The 20,694-nt window shown below is 62.6% G+C and carries 13 protein-coding genes, 1 tRNA gene and 1 pseudogene; 6 read left to right on the forward strand and 9 right to left on the reverse strand.

The features are described 5' to 3' along the window. Window positions 1-109: 109 nt before the first annotated feature. Entirely contained in the window at window positions 110-544 is a 435-nt protein-coding gene (locus tag EJ077_RS25320) for a hypothetical protein (RefSeq protein WP_208697195.1), read from the reverse strand. 174 nt (window positions 545-718) lie between these two features. Here EJ077_RS25320 and EJ077_RS25325 point away from each other — a divergent pair, with 174 nt between their 5' ends. Continuing rightward, complete coding sequence (locus EJ077_RS25325) at window positions 719-1,141, forward strand: hypothetical protein (protein WP_208697197.1); 423 nt, start codon at window positions 719-721, stop codon at window positions 1,139-1,141. A gap of 775 nt (window positions 1,142-1,916) precedes the next feature. Here EJ077_RS25325 and EJ077_RS25330 read toward each other — a convergent pair. Together EJ077_RS25330 and EJ077_RS25335 are read right to left on the reverse strand one after the other, a co-directional pair. Further along, window positions 1,917-1,993 (reverse strand) — tRNA-His (locus tag EJ077_RS25330). 351 nt (window positions 1,994-2,344) lie between these two features. Continuing rightward, window positions 2,345-2,803, reverse strand: a complete 459-nt coding sequence (locus EJ077_RS25335; protein ID WP_027144815.1) for a phasin — start codon at window positions 2,801-2,803, stop codon at window positions 2,345-2,347. 247 nt (window positions 2,804-3,050) lie between these two features. Here EJ077_RS25335 and EJ077_RS25340 point away from each other — a divergent pair. The 4 genes and pseudogenes from EJ077_RS25340 (at window position 3,051) to EJ077_RS25355 (ending at window position 10,852) form a co-directional block, all read left to right on the forward strand. Beyond that, window positions 3,051-7,105: pseudogene (locus EJ077_RS25340) on the forward strand (PAS domain S-box protein). Between the two features lie 169 nt (window positions 7,106-7,274). Further along, entirely contained in the window at window positions 7,275-8,030 is a 756-nt protein-coding gene (locus tag EJ077_RS25345) for a DUF4142 domain-containing protein (RefSeq protein WP_208697199.1), read from the forward strand. A gap of 24 nt (window positions 8,031-8,054) precedes the next feature. Continuing rightward, entirely contained in the window at window positions 8,055-8,663 is a 609-nt protein-coding gene (locus EJ077_RS25350) for a general stress protein (RefSeq protein WP_208697200.1), read from the forward strand. A gap of 80 nt (window positions 8,664-8,743) precedes the next feature. Beyond that, on the forward strand, window positions 8,744-10,852 hold the full coding sequence (locus EJ077_RS25355; RefSeq protein ID WP_208697201.1) for a catalase: 2,109 nt from the start codon (window positions 8,744-8,746) through the stop codon (window positions 10,850-10,852). A 301-nt stretch (window positions 10,853-11,153) separates the two neighbouring features. Here the strand turns inward: EJ077_RS25355 and EJ077_RS25360 are convergent, their stop codons facing one another. Beyond that, window positions 11,154-13,112 (reverse strand): acetoacetate--CoA ligase, encoded by a 1,959-nt coding sequence (locus EJ077_RS25360; RefSeq protein ID WP_208697202.1) that lies wholly within the window; start codon window positions 13,110-13,112, stop codon window positions 11,154-11,156. Window positions 13,113-13,316: 204 nt separating this feature from the next. On the opposite strand from EJ077_RS25360, the gene EJ077_RS25365 reads away from it, so the two are divergent. Then, window positions 13,317-15,170 (forward strand): AsmA-like C-terminal region-containing protein, encoded by a 1,854-nt coding sequence (locus tag EJ077_RS25365; RefSeq protein WP_208697203.1) that lies wholly within the window; start codon window positions 13,317-13,319, stop codon window positions 15,168-15,170. Between the two features lie 121 nt (window positions 15,171-15,291). Here the strand turns inward: EJ077_RS25365 and EJ077_RS25370 are convergent, their stop codons facing one another. From EJ077_RS25370 to EJ077_RS25390, 5 genes are all read right to left on the reverse strand, one after another. After that, window positions 15,292-16,110 (reverse strand): ABC transporter permease, encoded by an 819-nt coding sequence (locus EJ077_RS25370; protein WP_208697204.1) that lies wholly within the window; start codon window positions 16,108-16,110, stop codon window positions 15,292-15,294. Further along, a complete protein-coding gene (locus EJ077_RS25375) occupies window positions 16,107-17,075 on the reverse strand; it encodes an ABC transporter permease subunit (protein ID WP_208697205.1) in 969 nt (322 codons plus the stop codon). The genes EJ077_RS25370 and EJ077_RS25375 overlap by 4 nt, the downstream gene beginning before the upstream one ends. 9 nt (window positions 17,076-17,084) lie before the next feature. After that, window positions 17,085-18,227: an ABC transporter ATP-binding protein gene (locus EJ077_RS25380; protein ID WP_208697206.1), complete on the reverse strand. Its 1,143-nt coding sequence runs from the start codon at window positions 18,225-18,227 to the stop codon at window positions 17,085-17,087. Window positions 18,228-18,305: 78 nt separating this feature from the next. Continuing rightward, on the reverse strand, window positions 18,306-19,403 hold the full coding sequence (locus EJ077_RS25385; protein WP_135861895.1) for a polyamine ABC transporter substrate-binding protein: 1,098 nt from the start codon (window positions 19,401-19,403) through the stop codon (window positions 18,306-18,308). A gap of 328 nt (window positions 19,404-19,731) precedes the next feature. Beyond that, the gene (locus EJ077_RS25390) at window positions 19,732-20,685 is read right to left on the reverse strand and encodes a DMT family transporter (RefSeq protein WP_208697208.1); all 954 of its coding nucleotides are present in this window, start codon (window positions 20,683-20,685) and stop codon (window positions 19,732-19,734) included. Window positions 20,686-20,694: the final 9 nt, after the last annotated feature.

Below are 20,694 nucleotides of genomic sequence, written 5' to 3' on the forward strand. Positions count from 1 at the left end.
CACAGAACTTTCAAAGCCCGCTGCCCCGGGGGAAAGAGGCAGCGGGCCACTGAGACTGACCGGAGGAGGAATGGCCCGGTCACGCCCCGATTTCGGCGCAACGATCTCGTCAATGCGCCCATAGCTGTTGGCGCAACCATGCAGCAACCCTGTTGCCGGTCAGTATCCTGCGGACCCGGGCCGAGACCCATCCTGCCTGCATCGTGGCACCGACATGGCAACTGCAGACGATGTCGTGCAATTGCCAGTCGGAGAGTTCGAAGAAGCGCTTCGCTTCGCCGTAGCTGTCGTTGCTCAGCCCGCAGGCCCGCAGCAGCGAATCTTCGAACGCCACGGTGATCGGCGATCCGGCGGCACGCGCTTCCTGCCGCAGCGAGGCCCGCATGTGCTCGGTGCCGGTAAGCGCGGCGAGGCATCGCGACGGGTTCTCCCCGAGAAGGTCGGCCCAACGCTGTAACCGCTGCGTTCTGGTCATCGGCGGAGCGAGCGCCAGGCCGTTTACCTCGGCGATCGCCTGCAATTGCTCAAGTGTCTGGTGTTTCATGGCTGGCTCCTGTTGCTCGCTCCAGCATCCGTCGTCGGAAATGCCGCGGTCAGGTGCGGCTGCGGAAGCCCGCGCCCCTTGAGGGATGGAGGCGCGAGCCGATCTGGTGTTGCCCACCGATCTTCCGCAGACACCGAGGCGTCTGAAGCGATCCAGAACTGGCAGTCTTGACCAATGTTCCACGCCGGCAATTTTATTTTCGACGTCGCCCAGCGAGTGCAAGGCCGGCCCAGCCTGCCAAGCGGCCGGCCGGGCCTCGTGCGGCGGTTGGAACATTGCCACCCATTGCCCGTTGCTGATGACGTGACTCTGACAAATGCGGGATGTGGCGTGATAGGTCCGGCTTCGTCGGTCAAAGACGCCTTGGAGAGGATAGATAGCGCACCGCTGGATGGCGCCGTCCTGGACGTGAATCTGAATGGCGAGCGCAGTTTTCCCATTGCGGAGCATTTGGCGTCACGGGGAATTCCTTTCGTATTTCTCGCCGGCTACGACAGCACCACCATGTGGGACAGGGTGATGCATGGGCTCGGCGCCCAATCCTTTCTCTCGTTCTTGGGTTCGGGCGCCTATCCCGAAAGCGTGTTCGAAAACTGAAAAAGCGAGTTTCTCGAAAAATGGGACGGCAGCGGCAAGATTTTATCCCGAGCAAGGGTGTGGGGACCACGCTGAAAATTTATTTACCCCGCTCGCACAAGAGCGATGCGAGAGCGACAGCTCTGGGGACGGCACCGTTTGGATCACGCCTATTCCGGCCAGTTTTTTGAATACCATGATCGCTTGCCTAGGTTCGGCCAGCCTCAGCTTCGCCCTTCATGTGGGAGAGCTCTATCATCGCACACAGCAAGCGCGGCCGCCTGGGATTGGAGATATCAAGCATGTCCCAGGGGATACGGTAGAACCATCTCGCCGGCGCAGCCTGAAAAGATCGAGGAACGCCGAGCCGATGGTCGAGGCGGAAAGCCGCTCGAACGCGGCATAGAAACGAAACCCAGCGACTCGGCGCGTTTGATGGCTTGGCCGTATCGGATGCGCGCCGCCTGTGAATTTTCACCCAGCATCAGCGACGCCCACAAAGCATTGTCGGCTGCCTCGTTGAGATCTCGGGCGGTACGTGCCTTTTTTCGGTCAGCGGTGCCGAGGGCGCACCGAACAAATTCACCTCGCCGGTCGAGGTCGCCCACCTCCTTGGGCACGCGGCGATAGTAGTGGAAATGATCGCCCTCAGTCGCAGGAAGCTGTCAGGATCTTGCTCTTCACCAAGACGCTTTTTGTAGCACAATAGGTAGCACAAAACAGCAAAAACGCCGCAAGGACCAAGCCTTTCTAGGCGAATTTCTGCAGCAAAATCATTACTTAGGGGGAAAACCGATGGTACCGTTGGCTGGGATCGAACCAGCGACCTCCGGATCCACAATCCGGCGCTCTAACCATCTGAGCTACAACGGCACGTCTTAACGTTTGTAGCAGGATCGAGGTGGAAGGTTCATCCTCCGCGATCCGCTCTGTCGTTCGGCGATGCGTCCATACGGGCTTATGGATTCTAATTCAAGGCTTTTGCAAAGCAAAGGCCACTTCCCCCACAGCGGTGCAGCTTTCGCCGGGCAAAGAAAAAGGCCGGCGGGAGGAGGTGCCGGCCTTTTCCTGTTACGAGCCAGCGGGAGGAGGTGCTGGCTGGTCACCCCGGAGGTGGAGGGAGGAGGTTCCACCCGCCGGGTATTCGCTTGACCGTCACTATCTCACATCTATTTGTCCGACAAAATGCGACCTTTTGTTGCATCCGCGGACGATGCGCAATTATTAGGCGGCCTTGATTTCCTTGATCGCCTTCTCGAAAGCGGTCTTGATCGGCTTCGAGACATCCTCGGCCGCCTTGGAGGCGACAGCCTGGAAGTCCTTGGCCTGCTCGACGGTCAGTTCGACGCGCTTGCGCAGGAAGGCGGTCTGCAGCTCGACGACTTCCGACAGCGACTTGGCCCCGATCAGGGCTTCGAGATGCGAGAAGCCCGCTTCGGCATTGGCGCGCAGCGCGGCAATGGTCTTGAGCGACAGGTCGCTGGAAACAGTCTTGGCGGTCTCGTAGGTCGACTCCAGAGCCTTCTGGGTCTCCTCGGCACCGGTCTTGAGCTTGGCGTAGGCCTCTTTCGACTGCTCAACGCCCTTTTCGGCGAAAGCGCGCATCTGGTCGGTGGCCTTGGAAGCGTCGAAGCTCGGGAATTCAACGTTTTCGATCGTCTCGGCAGTCTTGGTCCTGGACATTTTCCATCCTTTTCAGCGGCAGCGGCTTTGACAGAAAGCCGTCTCGTTCATGTATGATGGCAATATAAAGGCAAATTTTGTGCATTGCAATATCCTTGTTGCAGTGCACAAAAAAATGTTTTTGGCCGTTAACCAAACAGCCAGAATTCAGCCTTTGCACGTTCTGGCTTGTGGACCTTCGTGGCTGCGGCTTTTATTAACAAAGCGTTAACTGCAAATTCGCCGCTCCCTGAGGTCCGCCAAGCGCATGCCGTCCGAATATTCCTTCCTCGACGTCGCCGTGCTCGACGCGGTCCGCGAGCGGTTTGCCGCCGGCGACGCGATCGCGATCCTGTCGGTGGACCTCGAGCAGGTCATCTGGGCCAATGGGCCGGGCGCCGCCATGTTCGGCTATCCCGATATCGAAGCGATCATCGGTGCCTCGGCGCGGCTGCCACTGATCGCGCGCCGTCAGATCATGGCGACCAGCGGTTTCCCGGAGATCGGCGGCGATCGCTCGATAACGGTGCGCCTGGCAACCGGCATGACCAGCCGCGCCGTCGGCTTTCTTGCCAGTGCCGTGACGCTGCCCGATGGCGAGAACGCCATCATGCTGGCCGTGCCAGCGGCGCAGACCGGCTCGCGCAGTGCCGCCGAGATCGCCAGCCGGGCGATCAGCGGCCTTACCGAAGACGGCCATTTCATTGCCTTCATCGATGCCAAGGGCAATGTCGAGGCCGCCTCGGAGGGATTTTCGGCGCTCGGCATCCAGCCCGCGACACTGGCGGCCCTGGTGGCCGACGTCGCGGCCGAGGGCGAGCGCATCGTCAAGCGCCTCGTTCCGGGCGGCAGGACCTCCTACCCGGCGGGCCTCGCCCGGCTGACGCCGGAGCGGCATCTGCTGGTGGTGATCGACGAGGATCAACTGGAGGACAGCGCATCCGGCGCGGCGGCTTCGGCGGACGGCTCGTCCGCGGCAACGGAAAGCCCCGCCAAGGAGATGGGCGGCACAACAGAGGCAGCGGAAACCGCCACGGTGGAACCCGGGTCTCAACAGGACAATCAGCCAACGGCCGATGTTTCGCGGAAAGAGGTGACCGAACAGCCCACTGCCGCTGCCGAGACCGAACAGGCGCCAGCCCCTTCCAAGCCCGTGACTGACAATATGGCGGAACGGGCAACGCGCGAGATCGAGGAACCGACAGCCCCGACACAGGTCGCCGCCGACAATGATCAGCCGGCGGGGGGCATGCCGGCACAGCACGATCATTGGTATTTCCATGCTGGAGAACACGACGCGTCAACCGCGCCGGAACCGAAAGGCGAGGCAGAAGCGGTTGGACCGGAAATTTCGGCGGACAGCGTGAAGCAGGCCGAGGCCACCTCGCCTGTCGCCCCGGCCGCAACCGTGGCCACCCGGAGGATAGATCGCTCGGCCGCCCCATTGCGTTTTGTCTGGCGTACCGACGCCGAGGGCAAGTTCAGCGCGCTGTCGCCGGAATTCGCCGATATCGTCGGCCATCCGGCCGCCGACGTGATCGGCCGGCGCTTCAGGGACGTCGCGGCGGCCTTCGGTCTTGATGCGTCCGGCGAGATCGCCGGCCTGCTGGAGCGGCGCGACACCTGGTCCGGCCGTTCGGTGCTGTGGCCGGTCGTCGGCACCGACCTGAAGATTCCCGTCGACCTTGCGGCATTGCCCGTCTATGGCCGCAGCCGCGCCTTCGAAGGTTTTCGCGGCTTCGGCGTCGCGCGAACCGGGGATGCGGTCGTCGATCCGGAAGCGATCGGCATGGCACTGGTGCCTAATGGCGAGATGCCGGCGGCACCAAAACCCGAGGCCGTGGAAACCGCGCCTGACCTGCCCGAGGCCGAGGAGACCAAGACATCGGATCCGTTCAAGGGCGAAGTGCCGGCGCTGACCATCGTACCGAAACCGGAGCGGCGCTTTGCCGACAAGGTCATCCGGCTGGCCGAACACCGGCAACCGGCCAACGACAAGGGGCTATCGACGCTGGAACGCAGCGCGTTCCGCGAGATCGGCGAGCGCCTGAAGAAAGAAAGTTCCACGGCAGAGCCTCCGGAGGCTGAACCGGCCGAGCCGGCAAGGCAGGCGGACCCAGGTGCCGGAAGTGGCTCCTTGTCGGAGCCGCACCACGCGACCAAGCCCGCGACCGATGCGAAGCCGCCGGCGGACATCGCCACCCCAGATACCAAACCAGCAGATTCGAACCAGGAACCGGCGACCGGCCAGGCGCATGGGATGGCAGCGCCCGAGGCGGAAGAGGAGCCGGACGCGGGCGAACCCTCATTGAGCGATGCCGAGGATCAAAGGGATCTTGCGCGGCTCGACGGTGCGCAAGCGGACCAGTTCGAACAACAGGCGCCGAGCTCCGAATCCTCGCCGCCGGCGGCGTCGGGCTCCCTGCTCGACTACGCCGATAAAGAGGATAAGCCTGCTGATGTCGCCGACGGCAGCGACGAGGCCCCAGCGCCCGAGGCACAAGAGATAATCGCGACGAAAGCGATGGCCGAGGATCGCGAGACGCTGGCGCAGGCGGGACCTGCCAAGTCACCGCCGGCCGATGACGACGGCATGACGTCGGACGACTTTCGCGACGCCGAAGACAACGAGGATTGGACCGACGAGGAAGCGACTGTATCCGGCGAGGAAACGATTGCGGCCACTGGCCGAAGCGGCGGCACGCATGATGCGTTCGACGCTACGCATGATGCGGCCGGGACATTTGCCGAGCGGCCACGCCTGCAAGTGCCACCACTCAAAACCGAAGGGTTCATGCCGTCGGCCTTTTCCGTCGGCAGCGAAGACAAGGCGCCGGATACATCGCTGCTCGGCAAGCTGCCGGTGCCGCTTATCATCCATTCGGGCGACCAGTTGCACTATGCCAACGAGGAATTCCTCGACCTGACCGGGTACGAGACGCTGGAGGACCTGGAGGATGCTGGCGGCCTCGGCGCTTTGTTTGCCGATCCTTATGGCGATGACGGCGCCTCCGACGGCAGCGACCGGGCTCTGCGGCTGAAGACGCGCGACGGACAGGAATTCCCGATCGACGCCATCCTGCGCTCCGTGCCCTGGCGCGACGGCAAGGCGCTGATGCTGGTCGTTCGCCGTTCCGGCGAGGATGATGCCCCCGCGGCGGCGCACGCGATCAACGAGGAGCCGACGCAGCCCGACATTTCCGAGCTCAAGGCACGCATCGCCGAGATGCGCACCATCATCGACACCGCCACCGACGGCGTCGTGCTGATCGGCAGCGACGGCACCATCCGTTCGATCAGCCGCCCGGCCGAGGCGCTGTTCGGTTTCGACAGCGACGAGGTGACCGGCAAGCCTTTCGCCTCGCTGTTTGCCATCGAAAGCCAGCGCGCGGCACGAGACTATCTCACCGGCCTGTCGGAGCCTGGCGTGGCGAGCGTCTTGAATGACGGCCGTGAGGTGATCGGCCGCGAAGCACAGGGGCGCTTCATCCCCTGTTCATGACCATCGGCCGGCTGCCCAACGACAGCGGCTTCTGCGCCGTGGTACGCGACATCACGCAGTGGAAGCGGGCCGAGGAGGATCTCACCCAGGCGCGTGCGGTGGCCGAACGCGCTTCCTCGCAGAAGACCGATTTCCTCGCCCGCATCAGCCACGAGATCCGCACGCCGCTCAACGCCATCATCGGCTTTTCCGAGCTGATGGTCGACGAGAAGTTCGGGCCGGTCGCCAATGACCGCTACCGCGATTACCTGCGCGACATCAACCGCTCGGGCAACCACGTGCTCGACCTGGTCAACGACCTCCTGGACATCTCGAAGATCGAGGCCGGCCAGCAGGAAATGGCTTATGAGGCGGTGTCGCTCAACGATACGCTTGCCGAAACCGTGGCGATGATGCAGCCACAGGCCAACCGCGAACGTGTCATCATCCGCTCCAGCTTCGCCTCGCGGCTGCCGGAAGTGGTGGCGGATTTGCGCAGCGTGCGCCAGATCGCGCTCAACATCCTGTCCAACGCCGTCCGCTACACCCAGGCCGGCGGCCAGGTGATCGTCTCGACCGCCTATGAGACCTCGGGTGACGTCGTCATGCGGGTGCGCGACACCGGCATCGGCATGAGCCAGGCCGAGATCGAGCAGGCGCTGAAGCCGTTCAAGCAAATCAACGCCCTGAAGCGCGGGCGCGGCGACGGCACCGGCCTTGGCCTGCCGCTGACCAAGGCGATGGTGGAAGCCAACCGCGCCCGGTTCACCATCAACTCGACGCCCGGCGAAGGCACGCTGGTCGAAGTCGCCTTCCCGTCGACCCGGGTGCTCGCCGAGTAGCGTGACCCTCGCGGCAGTGTGTTCTGCCGCAAGCTTGCAGTTTCCGCGCGGTGATATTGGCTGCCCGCCGAATCCGGGACCCGCCGGGAAAATCGTTCGGCCGCCGGAACAAAGCCCGCAGGCGCTTGTTAGCCACACAGCACGATGTGTGCCTAACGAGGATCTATTCATGAAAAATCGACTGTTACTGGCCGCGCTCGGCGCGGCCACGGCAATCACCTTCGCCATGCCTGCCCTGGCTGCGGACAAGGCGCAGGACTTTGTCGACAAGGCGGCTGCCGGCGGCATGTTCGAGGTCGAATCGAGCAAGATCGCCGAAGGCAAGGCGCAGGATCAAAGCGTCAAGGACTTCGCCCAGAAGATGATCAACGATCATGGCGCGGCCAATGCCAAACTCGAGACGATCGCCGGCGAGCAGAAGCTGCAGGTGCCGACGGCAACGGACGCCAAGCACAAGAGCGATCTCGACGCTCTGCAAAACGCCAAGGATGCGGTCGACAAGTCTTATGTGCAGATGCAGCGCGATGCCCATGCCGATGCGGTGAAGCTGTTCGATGGCTATGCCAAGGACGGCGACAACGCGCAGTTGAAGACGTTTGCGCAGCAGACCTTGCCGACGCTCAAGATGCACCAGGACATGATCGAGAAGATCGCTTCCACGATGGACGCCAGGTCTTCCGTGACGAGTTCGACGACCCCCGCCGTCACCACGACCGATACGGCAAATCCGTCCGCCCCCGTGCCGGGCGCCAACAGCTTCACCGAAGATCAAGCCAAGAGCCGCATCCAGGATGCCGGCTTCTCGGATGTGTCCGGTTTGAACAAGGACGATCAGGGCATCTGGCGCGGCCAGGCGACCAAGGACGGCAAGAAGACGGCCGTCGCGCTCGACTACCAGGGCAACGTCGTTGCCGGCACCAACTGAACAGCAAATCTGGAGATATTGACCATGAAAACCGTGACCGGACTTTTCGACAATTATGATGACGCTTCCGATGCGGTCGGCGAGCTGGAGGCAAGCGGCGTACCGCACGCCGATATCAGCATCGTCGCCAACAATTCGACTGAATGGTACGACGGGGATGACGACCGTTCCAATGCCGCCGAGGACGCCGCCAGCGGCGCGGGTGTGGGTGCCGTCATCGGCGGTGCGGGTGGCCTGCTGACCGGGCTCGGCATCATGGCCATCCCCGGCGTCGGGCCGGTGGTGGCCGCCGGCTGGCTGGCCGCCACTGCCGTCGGCGCCGTTGGAGGCGCTGTCGTCGGCGGGGCTGCCGGCGGAATCGTCGGGGCACTGACGGAGGCCGGAGTCCCAGAAAGGGATGCCCATGTCTATGCGGAAGGCGTACGCCGTGGCGGCACGCTGGTGACAGCCAAGGTCGACGATCAGCTCGCGGCCCAAGCGGAGCGGATTCTCGGACAGGCCAACTCGGTCAATCTGGAAGAGCGCCGCAGCGCATACGAGGCCGGCGGCTGGACGGGTTTCGACAGCGACGCCAAGGCCTACACACCCGATGAGATCGAAAGCGATCGCGGACGCTACGCCAATCGCCCTTGATCCCCTCGCCCGCCGCCCAAAGGCGGCGGGCTCAGGCCTGCCGCGCGCAAGCCCGCATCGAAGTCGAAGGAACACGCAAAATGGCCAAGGCACCACGCCGCAGCGGCAACACCGCCGCCATTCACGATCAGACATTGACGAGAGGTGATGGCGGTGAATTGCACCAGCGTGCCGAAAGCGACGGCGCGGTATTGACCACGGCCCAGGGCGGACCGGTCTCGGACGATCAGAACTCGCTGAAGATCGGACCGCGAGGACCGACGGTCCTTGAGGATTTCCACTTCCGCGAAAAGATTTTCCACTTCGACCATGAACGCATACCCGAGCGGGTCGTGCATGCACGCGGCTACGGAGCGCATGGCTATTTCGAGACCTATGACTCGCTCGCCAAATACACCCGGGCCGACATTTTCCAGCGCGCCGGAGAGAAGACGCCAGCCTTCGTCCGGTTCTCGACGGTTGCCGGCTCGAAGGGCTCCTTCGATCTGGCGCGCGACGTCCGCGGCTTCGCGGTGAAGCTTTATACGAAGGAAGGAAACTGGGACATTGTCGGCAACAATATACCGGTTTTCTTCATCCAGGACGCGATCAAGTTTCCGGACATGGTGCATGCCGTCAAGGAAGAGCCCGACCGGGCGTTTCCACAGGCCCAGTCCGCGCACGACAATTTCTGGGACTTCATCTCGCTGACACCAGAGTCCATGCATATGATCATGTGGGTCATGTCGGATCGCGCGATCCCACGTTCCTTCCGCTTCATGGAAGGGTTTGGGGTGCACACGTTCCGGTTTTTGAACGCCAAGGATGAATCGACATTCGTCAAATTTCACTGGAAGCCGAAATTCGGCCTGCAATCGGTGGCCTGGAACGAGGCGGTGAAAATCAACGGCGCCGACCCGGACTTCCATCGCCGCGACCTCTGGCAGGCCATCCAGTCCGGCAATTTCCCGGAGTGGGAACTGAGAGTTCAGCTCTTCGACCAGGACTTTGCCGACAGCTTCGATTTCGATGTCCTGGACGCGACCAAGTTAATTCCGGAAGAGGTGCTCGAGCCGATCCCGGTCGGCCGCCTGGTGCTCGACCGCATGCCCGACAATTTCTTCGCCGAAACCGAGCAGGTGGCGTTCATGACGCAGAACGTCCCGCCCGGGGTCGACTTTTCCAACGATCCCTTGCTGCAGGGTCGGAACTTCTCGTATCTCGACACGCAGTTGAAGCGCCTGGGCGGCCCGAACTTCACGCACATCCCCATCAATGCGCCGAAGTGCCCGTTCCACCATTTCCAGCAGGATGGGCATATGGCCATGCGCAATCCGGTGGGCAGGACGAACTACCAGCCAAATTCATTCGACGAAGGCCCGAGGGAGTCGCCTCAGCGCGGCTTTCGTTCCTTCGCCGACGCCGAAGCCGGACAAAAACTACGCCTGCGCGCCGAGAGTTTTGCCGACCATTACAGCCAGGCGCGACAGTTCTTCAACAGCCAGACGCCGCCCGAGCAGCGTCACATCGCTATGGCTCTGACCTTCGAGTTGAGCAAGGTCGAGACACCGGTCATCCGCGAGCGGATGGTCGCCCATCTCATGAATATCGACGAAGGGCTGGCCGTAACCGTCGCCGACAGGCTGGGCATCAAGGAACTGCCCAGACCGGCGGACGCTGCAATCGCGCCGAGAAACGATCTCGCACCGTCGCCGGCGCTCAGCATCATCCAGAACGGACCGGAGAGTTTCGCGGGCCGCAAGGTCGGCGTGCTTGTCAGCGCGGGCGCGGATGCCGCCCTTCTGAAGCGGTTGCAATCGGCGGTCGAGAAGGAGGGAGCCACCACGGAAGTGGTCGCCCCCAAGGTCGGCGGCGTCGAGGCCAGCGATGGAAGCTGGATCGAGGCGCGGCATATGATCGACGGCGGTCCCTCCGTCCTGTTCGACGCCGTCGCCCTCGTCCTGTCGGACGAGGGGGCGCAACGGCTGGCCGGCGAGGCAACGGCGCGCGACTTCGTCGCCGACGCATTCGCCCACTGCAAGTTCATCGCCTTCACGGCCGCTTCTGTGCCGCTGCTGCAGAAAGCGGGCGTCGACCCGAAGGCCGATGAGGGCATGATTGACCTGACCGATCCGAAAGCTGCTGCCGGCTTTGTGGAATCATGCCGCAAACTCCGTCTCTGGGGGCGGGAAATGGCCGTAAAACTGTGATCAGCCTGCGCCCTTCCCCGAGCCGAGAGCACCGACGAAGCCTAGGAACAGCCCGCTCCGGTAAAAGAAAAGGCGCCCAAAGGACGCCTTAAGAGATGGGATTGCTGTCACAACGGGGGCTTGAGCTGAATTCAGCTCCTCGGGGGCTGAGGAACGGGATTTCTCCCTCAAGTTACATGCGACTATCGACGCCGGGCCTTAACAAGTCCTTACTGGGTCGCCAAAAAATTTACGAATGTGTACCACTCGTGAAATCTAGGTAAATTCGCGCGACATATTTCGTTAACCATCCCGGTTGCGGTCACTGCGCAAGTTGCGGCAGGTTCCTGAACAGCTCCAGCGCTTCCGGGTTGGCGAGCGCTTCCTTGTTCTTGATGGCGCGGCCGTGCACGACATCGCGCACCGCAAGCTCGGTGATCTTGCCCGACTTGGTGCGGGGAATGTCCGACACGGCGACGATCCTGGCCGGAACATGGCGCGGGCTGGCGCCGGTGCGGATCTTGGCGCGGATGCGTTTTTCCAGATCCTCATCCAGTTGGACACCCGCGGCCAGCCGCACGAACAGCACGACGCGCACGTCATTGTCGAAATCCTGGCCGATGCACAGCGCCTCCAGGATTTCCGGCATCTGTTCGACCTGGTTGTAGATTTCCGCCGTGCCGATGCGCACGCCACCTGGATTGAGCGTCGCGTCCGAGCGGCCGTGGATGACCATGCCGCCATGACCGGTCCATTCGGCGAAATCGCCATGGCACCAGACATTGTCGAAACGCTCGAAATAGGCGGACTGGTATTTCTTGCCGTCGGGATCGTTCCAGAAGCCGATCGGCATGGACGGGAAAGCCTTGGTGCAAACCAGTTCGCCCTTCTCCTGCCTGACCGGCTTGCCGTCATCATCCCAGACGTCGACGGCAAGGCCGAGGCCCGGCCCCTGGATCTCTCCGGTCCAGACCGGCTCGATCGGCACGCCGAGCACGAAGCACGAAACGATATCGGTACCGCCGGACACCGAGGCCAGATGCACGTCCTTCTTGATGCCGTCATAAACGAAGCGGAAATCCTCGGGCGAAAGCGGCGACCCGGTGGAGGAGATGGCGCGAACCGTCGACAGATCATGGCTGCGGATCGGCTGGAGACCAGCCTTGCGCACGGAATCGATGAACTTGGCCGAGGTGCCGAAGAAGGTCATCTTCTCGGCATCGGCGAAGTCGAACAGCACATTGCCGTCGGGATAGAAGGGTGAGCCGTCGTAGAGCAGCAACGTTGCGCCGGAGGCAAGACCCGATACCAGCCAGTTCCACATCATCCAGCCGCAGGTGGTGAAGTAGAAGAAGCGGTCGCCATCACCGAGGCCGGCATGCAGCCGGTGTTCCTTGACATGCTGGATCAGTGTGCCACCGGCCGAATGGACGATGCATTTGGGAATGCCGGTGGTACCGGACGAAAACAGGATGTAGAGCGGATGCGAAAACGGCAGCCGCTCGAAGGTGACGGGCCTGACGGCGAAGGGCGACAGCGCCTCTTCCATCGCCACGGCCTTGTCGATGGTATCAGCAACATCCGCCGATGTGCCGAGATAGTCGACGAGCAGAACCGTGCGGACGCTGCCGAGCCTGGCCGCGACCGCCTTGACCTTGTCGGCGACCTCGATCGCCTTGCCATTGTACCAATAGCCGTCCGGCGCGATGAAGACGACAGGCTCAATCTGGCCGAACCGGTCGAGCACGCCCTGCTCGCCGAAATCAGGAGAACAGGATGACCACACCGCCCCGATCGAGGCCGCGGCCAGCATGGCGGCGACGGCTTCAGGCATGTTGGGCATCATTGCCGCGATACGGTCACCCTTCTTCACCTTGAGCGACAGGAAAAGTTGCTGCAGACGCGAAACCAGGCCATGCAATCCGTTCCACGACAGTCGCCTCTCGACCTTGTCCTCGCCGCGAAAGACGACTGCTTCGCCGGCGCCGGTCTTCTTCAGAAGGTTTTCGGCGAAATTCAGCGAGGCGTCCGGGAAAAAGGAGGCGCCGGGCATCTTCTCGCCATCGAGCAGCAGTCGTTCGCCCTTGTCGCCTTCAAGCCCGCAGAAATCCCAGACGAGATCCCAGAACGCCTCCCTGTTCTCGACCGACCAGCGATGAAGATCGGCATAGGACGAGAACGGACTGCCTGTACTCGTCGCCGCCGCCTTCATGAAGGCGGTCAAGGGCGAGGCATCAATCTGGTCTTGCGTCGGGGTCCAGAGCGGTACTTCGCCAGCCATGATCGATCCTCCCACGGTCGTCATCGCTTATGCATATCGCAGCGCAGCAGAGCAAGATTTTGTTGGGCCGATGCGGGCAGGTGTGCGCAAATGCCATCGCCGGGCCATAAAGACTTGAAATGCGTCAGCCCTAAGTCGTAGTGACGACAGGGGTTACGCCCGTCGGACGATCGTTTTTATCGGAATGGAAGCATACGGGGCTATATGCCATCATCCTTGATCCGCCGCGGAGTGTGGGCGATCGGCGTTGCCGCCATCGTCATCGCGCTCGTGGTCGCGGCCCTGCCGCTGATCGCCTCGACGCGGATCGTGCGTGACCGCATCGCGTGGGAGCTAAGCGCCTGGAGCGGCTTTCGAGTTGCCATCGAGGGGTCGCCGCGCATCGAGGTCTGGCCGAAATTCCGCGCGATCCTGACCGATGTGACGCTGTCGAAGTGGACCGACGGCGATGCGCGGCCGGTCGTCGAAGCCGAAAGGGTCGAGGTCGACCTCTCGGCCATGGCGGCATTGCAGGGCGATGTGGCGTTTTCCACGGCACGGCTGGTGCGGCCGACAATCCGGGTGCAGCGTACGGCGGATGGCCTGTTCCTGCCCACGGCACCGACGGGCGGGCGCATCGCGCGCTCCATCGATGCGGCTCGTGGCGTGGTCAACGCCGACCCCGCCAAGCCCGATCTCGACAAGCTGCCGACCGACACATTCGGCACCGTGGAGTTCAGGGATGGCCGCATGGTGGCGTCCGTCAACGGCAAGGATGTGGAGATCCTGAGCAGTCTTAGCGGCCAGGCCACCTGGGCGGCGATGAACAGCAATGCGACACTGTCCGCTACCGGGATCTGGCGCGGCGAAAGTGTGACGGTAGATGCCGCCTCGCCGAGACCGCTGGTGCTGTTTGCCGGGGGCACGGCGCCCCTCACCCTGTCCTTCAAGGCCGCGCCCGCCACCTTCTCCTTCGACGGCACCGCCAGCATGTCGGAAAACGGCTATTTCGACGGCCAAGTTAAATTCGCGGCCCCCTCGCTGCGCCGGGTGCTGGAATGGTCGCAGGCCGGCATCGCGCCAAGCGCGGCAATCGGCTCGGTCAGCATTTCGAGCAAGATCACGGCGTCGGCCGGGCGCATCAAATTCGAAAACACGGCGCTGGCGCTGGACAATAATCCGGGCATGGGCGCGCTGGACGTGTCGCTCGGCGAGACGCAGCCGGTGATTTCGGGCACGCTTGCCTTCGACACGCTCGACCTCAGGTCGTTCCTGTCCGCCTTCACGTCGCTGGGACCGGCGAGCAGCGGCGAGCCAGGTCAGGTCGACACGAGTTTCGCCGACCGGGTCAACCTCGATCTCAGGCTGTCGGCGGCGCATGCCACGGCGGGAAGCATCCAGCTTGCCGATGTCGCGGCCACCGCCCAGGTCAAGGACGGTCTTTCCGTCTTCGATATCTCCGACGCCTCGGCTTTTGGCGGCAACATCCAGACCAGCCTTCGTTTCGACCGCAAACCCGAGGGCACCCAGGTCGAGATCCGGCTGCTGGCCTCCGACGTCGATGGCGGCGCGTTCGGTACCGCGGCCGGCATGACCCGGCTGGTGCCCGTCGGCACGGGCACCGTTTCGGTCATCCTCAAGGGACCGGGAAGGACCTGGGATTCGATCTTCGAAAACGCCGACGGCTCGGTCTCGGCGACCTTCGGCCCTGGCGCGCTCAGCAAGTTCAACCTGCCGGCGTTTCTCAAGCATACCGAACAAGGCGGCTTCTTCGCGCTCGACGATGTCTCGGACGGGACGCTGCCCATCGATGGCGCCGAAGTGAAGGCAACCATTTCTAGAGGTGTGGCGAGGCTCGACAAGGCCGAGGCCAACTCGGCGAAATACAAGATCTGGCTTTCCGGCATCGCATCCTACGCAGGACGCGGACTAGCGCTGTCGGGCGGTGTCATCCAGCCCGATCAGCCGGCAACGCAAAAGAGTGGCCAGCAGGGCCCCAACCAGTCGTCGTTTTTCGTCGGCGGAACGTGGAGCACGCCGTTCATTTCACCCATCAGCCGTGGCGTTTCGGGCGAATAGAGCAACTTCAGGACTGCGGCCCGTTTCACAAAACCGGCGAACCATCCTGTTTTGACGCAGTCGCCCTCCCAAAACCGGGGTCACTTTTGGGCGACATGCATCCACCCTCGACTTGCATCCCTCACCCGCGCTGTGCGGCCTGCTCGTCGAGTTGACGCTGCACCTCACGGCGCTTGTTGGCGATCGAAGCGATAATGACGCCGACCGCGACGACGGCGATCAGGATGGTGCAGGCGGCATTGATCTCCGGCGTCACGCCGAGACGGACCTGGCTGTAAATCTTCATCGGCAGCGTGGTGGCGCCGGGGCCGGAGGTAAAGGAGGCGATGACCAGATCGTCGAGCGACAGCGTGAAGGCCAGCATCCAGCCGGACACGATCGCCGGGAGGATGACCGGCAATGTGATCTGGAAAAAAGTCTTGGCCGGCGTTGCGCCGAGATCCATCGCCGCCTCCTCCAGCGAGCGATCGAACGACACCAGGCGCGACTGCACGACGACCGCCACGAAGCACATTGTGAGCGTGATGTGGGCGAGCGTCACGGTAACGAAACCGCGGTCGAGACCGACGGCAACGAAGAGCAGCAGCAACGACAGGCCGGTGATGACTTCAGGCATGACCAGTGGCGCGAAGACCATGCCCGAAAACAGCACCCTGCCCCTGAAGCGCGTGTAGCGGGTCAGGGTGAGTGCAGCCAGCGTGCCGAGCACGGTCGCCACCGTGGCCGAAATGACGCCGACGCGCGCCGTCACCCAGGTGGCGTCCATCAGGCCCTGATTGTGGAACAGCGAAACGTACCACTTGGTCGAGAAGCCGCCCCAGACGGTGACCAGCTTGGATTCGTTGAAGGAGAAGACGATGAGCAGCACGATCGGCAGGTACAGGAAGGCAAAACCGAGCACGATCGAGGTGACGTTGAAACGGCTCCAGGTGGTGTTCATTTGCCCTGCTCCTGTGCCTTCGCCTGTGCCTGCTGGAAAAGCATGATCGGCACGGTCAGCAACAGAAGCAGGATCACGGCGACGGCGGATGACACCGGCCAGTCACGGTTGGCGAAGAACTCGTTCCACAAGGTCTTGCCGATCATCAGCGTCTGCGAGCCGCCGAGCAGGTCGGGGATGACGAACTCGCCGACTGCGGGGATGAACACCAGCAGGCAGCCGGCAATGACGCCCGGCAGCGACAGCGGGAAAGTGATCTTCCAGAACGCGGCGGTCGGCGGGCAGCCGAGGTCCTTGGCCGCCTCGATCAGCGAATAGTCCATCTTTTCGAGCGACGAATAAAGCGGCAGCACCATGAACGGCAGGTAAGAATAGACGATGCCGATGAAGATGGCCGTATAGGTGTTGAGGATGACCAGCGGCTGGTTGATGATGTGCAGCGACAGCAGCAACTGGTTGAGCAGGCCCTCGGGCTTCAGGATCCCGATCCACGCATAGACGCGGATCAGGAACGACGTCCAGAACGGCAGGATGACCAGCATCAGCAATGTCGGGCGGATCGTGGCCGGCGCCCGCGCCATGCCGTAGGCTATGGGGTAGCCGACGATCAGTGTCAGCAGCGTCGAAATGGCGGCAATGACCACGCTGGTGATATAGGCCTTGAAATAGAGGGCGTCCTGCGTCAGCCAGACATAATTGTCGAAGTTGAGGTCACGAAAGCCGGCGAAGAAGCCGGAAACTCCGTCCCTGAAATCGAGCACCGGCGTATAGGGCGGCATGGCGATAGCCGTCTGCGACAGCGATATCTTCAAGACGATGACGAAGGGGATGAGAAAGAAAAACAGCAGCCAGAGATAGGGAACGATGATGACGAGCCGGTTGACGACACCGGCACCCAGCCGGGTCAGGAACGGATTGGCGGCAGTCGCTGGCGCTGCGGCATCGGTAACGGCGATGTTGGACATGCCAGCCCCCTATCGTGCCAGCACGACGCCGGCATCTGGCCGGAAGGACACCCAGGCACGGTCGTTCCAGGTCAGCGGGTCCTCGGTCACGCGCGCCGCGTTGAGCGCGCTTGCCCGCACGATCTGCCCGTCGTCCAGCCTGACGTGATAGACGGTCATGTCGCCGAGATAGGCGACGTCGTAAACCTCACCCTCCAGCGCGTTGACGGCATCGGCCGGCTTCTTCGACGAGACCCTGATCTTCTCCGGCCTGATGGCGAAGACGATATTGGCATCGGCCTTTGCGTTCGCGCCACCATTCTCGACGACGATCTGGGCCCCGCTTGGACCTGTGATGCGCGTCGTGTTGGCCGACTGCTCGGCAACCTTGCCCTCGAACATGTTCACGTTGCCGACGAAATGGGCGACGAAGCGCGACGTCGGGGCTTCGTAGACTTCCGGCGGCGTCGCCACCTGCATCACCTCGCCCTTATCCATGATGGCGATGCGATCGGCCATCGTCATCGCCTCCTCCTGGTCATGGGTGACGACGACGAAGGTGAGACCAAGCTCCTGCTGCAAATCCATCAGTTCGAACTGGGTTTCCTCGCGCAGTTTCTTGTCGAGCGCGCCGAGCGGCTCGTCGAGCAGCAGCACCTTCGGTCGCTTGGCGACGGAGCGGGCAAGCGCGACGCGCTGGCGCTGGCCGCCGGAGAGTTGGTGCGGCTTGCGCTTGGCGAACTGCTCGAGCTTGACCAGCTTCAGCATCTCGGCGACGCGCTTTTCGATATCGGGCTTCGGCATGCCTTCCTGCTTGAGGCCGAAGGCGATGTTGTTCTCGACCGTCATATGCGGAAACAGGGCATAGGACTGGAACATCATGTTGACCGGCCGGCGATAGGGCGGAATGCCGCGCAGATCCTGGCCATCGAGCAGGATGCGCCCGGCTGTCGGTTCCTCGAAACCGGCAAGCATCCTGAGCAGCGTCGACTTTCCGCAACCCGAGGCGCCAAGCAGGGCGAAGAACTCGCGCTCGAAAATGGTCAGCGACAGATTGTTGACGGCGGTGAAGTCACCGAACTTCTTGGTGACGTTGTCAAACTGGATATATGGCTTGGCGTTCGGGTCGTTCCATGGCGCGAAGTCCCTGCGGATGCTGCCAAGCGATTTCATATCCCCACTCCGTGTTTTTTATTCCCCAAAAAAAGAAATCGACCCCGGCAGTTGGCTGCCGGGGTCGCGTCGGATTGCCTACTGGCCGGTGACGATCTTGGTCCAGCTGCGCGTGACGATGCGTTGGGTCTTGGGATCGTAAGGCTGGATGGTATAGAGCTTCTGCAAGGTCGCGGCGTCCGGATAAACCGAAGGATCGTCGAGCAGCGCCTTGTCGACGAATTGCTGCGATGCCTTGTTGCCGTTGGCATAAAGGACATAGTTCGACGATTTGGCGATCACTTCCGGCGTCATCATGTAGTTGATGAATTCGAGCGCCTCGGCGACATGCGGCGCATCGGCGGGGATCGCCATCTGATCGAACCACATCTGGGCGCCTTCCTTCGGCACGGAATAGCCGATTTCCACGCCTTGCTTGGCCTCGACCGCGCGGTTGCGAGCCTGGAACACATCACCCGACCAGCCGACCGCCAGGCAGATGTCGCCATTGGCAAGCGCGTTGATGTATTCGGACGAGTGGAACTTCCTGATGTAGGGACGGATCTTGAGAAGAGCTTCCTCGGCCTTGGCGATATCGTCAGGCGAGGTGCTGTTGGGGTCCAGACCGAGATACTTCAGCGCCGCTGGTATGATGTCGGACGGAGAATCCAGCACATAGACACCGCAATCCTTCAACTTGGCCAGGCTGTCCGGATTGAAGAAGGTATCCCAGCTGTCGATCTTGTCGGTGCCGAGCGCTGCCTGCACTTTCTTGGTGTTGTAACCGATGCCGACCGTGCCCCACATGTAATTGACCGAGTATTCGTTGCCGGGGTCGTATTTGGCGGTGCGCTCCGTGACCGTATCCCACATGTTGGAGAGATTCGGCAGCTTGGACTTGTCGAGCTTCTGGAACACACCGGCCTGGATTTGGCGAGCGAGGAAACTGCCGCTCGGCACGACGACGTCGTAGCCGCTGCCGCCGGCGAGCAGCTTGGTTTCGAGGATTTCGTTGGAATCGAAGGTGTCGTAAACGACCTTGATGCCGGTCTTCTTGGTGAAATCATCGATGATCGAACTGTCGATATAGTCCGACCAGTTGAAGACGTTGACGACGCGGTCCGCGGCGTGACCGGCTGGCATCGAAAGCGCCAGAAATACCGAGGTTGCCGAAAGCCAGAGCGCTTTGCGGATCATGCTATTCTCCTTTGGTGAGTGTTCCATTGCCGGCGCGTCGCGACATGCTCGCGCGGCCGGGCATTTGCTTCAGGCTATTGAGCTTTCCGAGGGCCGACAAGCGCCATCCGGCATGCCGTCGGCAGCCGCCCGGCTGTTCGGGGCGGGAAGGAATTGCGGTGCCGTCAGAAGCTTTCGCCGCCGCGCGGACAGAGATACAAGAATGTGGTCCGGTCTCGATCGAGCCGCCGGGGAGACTTGGCAAGATACGCCTGTCTTGTTGTTGCCGTAGTCCCAGCCTGCCCGGGCGGCAGCGACATTGTCAATGGGCAATGCTTCGGCGCCGGCATCAATTAGGCGAAGGCACTCCGGTGACCCCAGCCCGCTGCGGCCGCGCCTGGCGTTTGAATTCGAGCCCGATATGGACAAGCAGCGCCGTGACCACCACCGCGCCGCCGATGATGGTGCGCCCGGACGGCACCTCGGAATGGATGAGCCAAACCCATATCGGCCCCAGGATCGGCTCGAACGTGCCGAGCAGTGCCGCGATCGCCGCCGGGATCAGGCGCGCGCCGGTGGCGAAGAAGGCAAGGCCAAGGCCGAGATTGACCACGCCGAAGACGAAGAGAAAGCCCATGTCGCCGGCCGATACCGTGAAGGTCGAGGCCTGCGAGGCAGCGAAGCCCGCGGCCAGGATCGTGCCGAGACAGGTCGCCGGCGTCATGCGCACGCTGGAGAAGCGCCGGGTGATGACGGTGGCGGTCGAGAACATGAACGCGATCAGCAGTGCCAGTCCGTCGCCTATGGGCGAGACGGAGCCGTCAAGAGATTCAGACACCATGATGGCAACGCCGGCGATGACGGCGGCAATCGCCATCCAGGTTGCGACGGTTACTCTTTCGCGAAACAGCGCCCAGGCAAACAGGGCCGCCAGGAGCGGAACGCCGGCCTGCATCAGGAGGATATTGGCGACTGTGGTATAGGCAAGCGCCACGACGAACGATGTCGACGCAATGGCGAAGCAGAATCCCACCGCAATGCCCGGCAGGCCCATATCCCGGAATGACTTCACCATGCCTCGCCAGCCGTCACGCCAGGCCATGAAGCAGAGCAGGAAGGCGGCAGCCCAGACGGAGCGCCAGAAGATAACCGTCCAGCTGTCGCCAACGCTGATGAAGCGGGCGATGGTGCCGCCGAAACTCCACATCAGCGCCGACAGGAAGACCAGCAGCATGCCGACGCGTTCCTCGCGCGGCGAGACTGTCGAGCTAGCAAGGACGGGCGATGATGCTGTGTCTGTCATGGCGCGACT

The sequence above is a fragment of the Mesorhizobium sp. M8A.F.Ca.ET.057.01.1.1 genome (assembly GCF_003952565.1).
In the GTDB taxonomy this organism is placed as follows: domain Bacteria; phylum Pseudomonadota; class Alphaproteobacteria; order Rhizobiales; family Rhizobiaceae; genus Mesorhizobium.

Excerpts from the sequence above, each read along its gene's own strand:
- EJ077_RS25350 (WP_208697200.1), top strand. The coding sequence starts at position 8,055 with ATGAAAACCGTGACCGGACTTTTCGACAATTATGATGACGCTTCCGAT.
- EJ077_RS25335 (WP_027144815.1), bottom strand. The coding sequence starts at position 2,803 with ATGTCCAGGACCAAGACTGCCGAGACGATCGAAAACGTTGAATTCCCG.
- EJ077_RS25385 (WP_135861895.1), bottom strand. The coding sequence starts at position 19,403 with ATGATCCGCAAAGCGCTCTGGCTTTCGGCAACCTCGGTATTTCTGGCG.
- EJ077_RS25370 (WP_208697204.1), bottom strand. The coding sequence starts at position 16,110 with ATGAACACCACCTGGAGCCGTTTCAACGTCACCTCGATCGTGCTCGGT.
- EJ077_RS25365 (WP_208697203.1), top strand. The coding sequence starts at position 13,317 with ATGCCATCATCCTTGATCCGCCGCGGAGTGTGGGCGATCGGCGTTGCC.
- EJ077_RS25325 (WP_208697197.1), top strand. The coding sequence starts at position 719 with ATGTTCCACGCCGGCAATTTTATTTTCGACGTCGCCCAGCGAGTGCAA.
- EJ077_RS25390 (WP_208697208.1), bottom strand. The coding sequence starts at position 20,685 with ATGACAGACACAGCATCATCGCCCGTCCTTGCTAGCTCGACAGTCTCG.
- EJ077_RS25375 (WP_208697205.1), bottom strand. The coding sequence starts at position 17,075 with ATGTCCAACATCGCCGTTACCGATGCCGCAGCGCCAGCGACTGCCGCC.
- EJ077_RS25320 (WP_208697195.1), bottom strand. The coding sequence starts at position 544 with ATGAAACACCAGACACTTGAGCAATTGCAGGCGATCGCCGAGGTAAAC.
- EJ077_RS25345 (WP_208697199.1), top strand. The coding sequence starts at position 7,275 with ATGAAAAATCGACTGTTACTGGCCGCGCTCGGCGCGGCCACGGCAATC.
- EJ077_RS25380 (WP_208697206.1), bottom strand. The coding sequence starts at position 18,227 with ATGAAATCGCTTGGCAGCATCCGCAGGGACTTCGCGCCATGGAACGAC.
- EJ077_RS25360 (WP_208697202.1), bottom strand. The coding sequence starts at position 13,112 with ATGGCTGGCGAAGTACCGCTCTGGACCCCGACGCAAGACCAGATTGAT.
- EJ077_RS25355 (WP_208697201.1), top strand. The coding sequence starts at position 8,744 with ATGGCCAAGGCACCACGCCGCAGCGGCAACACCGCCGCCATTCACGAT.